Below are 223 nucleotides of genomic sequence, written 5' to 3'. Positions count from 1 at the left end.
GTCCCGAGCAGCTGGGCACCGCGACCGAGCGCGATGCGGTTCTCGCCATCAGCTTCACGCCCTATGCGCCGGTGACCGCCGAACTCGCCGCCGCCGCCGCCCGCAGCAACATTCCCGTGGTGGCGATCACGGATTCCGCCTTCAGCCCCCTGGTGACGAGCGCCGACATATGGCTCGAGGTGGCGGAGGCAGATTTCGGCGCGTTCCGTTCCCTTTCCGCATC

Annotated in this window: 1 protein-coding gene; it reads left to right on the top strand. The window is 68.6% G+C overall.

Features of this window, described 5'->3' with window-relative positions; translation table 11 throughout:
• The coding region (locus E4K09_RS23615) for an SIS domain-containing protein (RefSeq protein ID WP_134500147.1) at positions 1–223 on the top strand (223 nt) is incomplete at both ends.

The sequence above is a fragment of the Microvirga pakistanensis genome (assembly GCF_004458765.1).
In the GTDB taxonomy this organism is placed as follows: Bacteria; Pseudomonadota; Alphaproteobacteria; order Rhizobiales; family Beijerinckiaceae; genus Microvirga; species Microvirga pakistanensis.
This window is presented reverse-complemented; position numbering and strand designations above follow the sequence as displayed.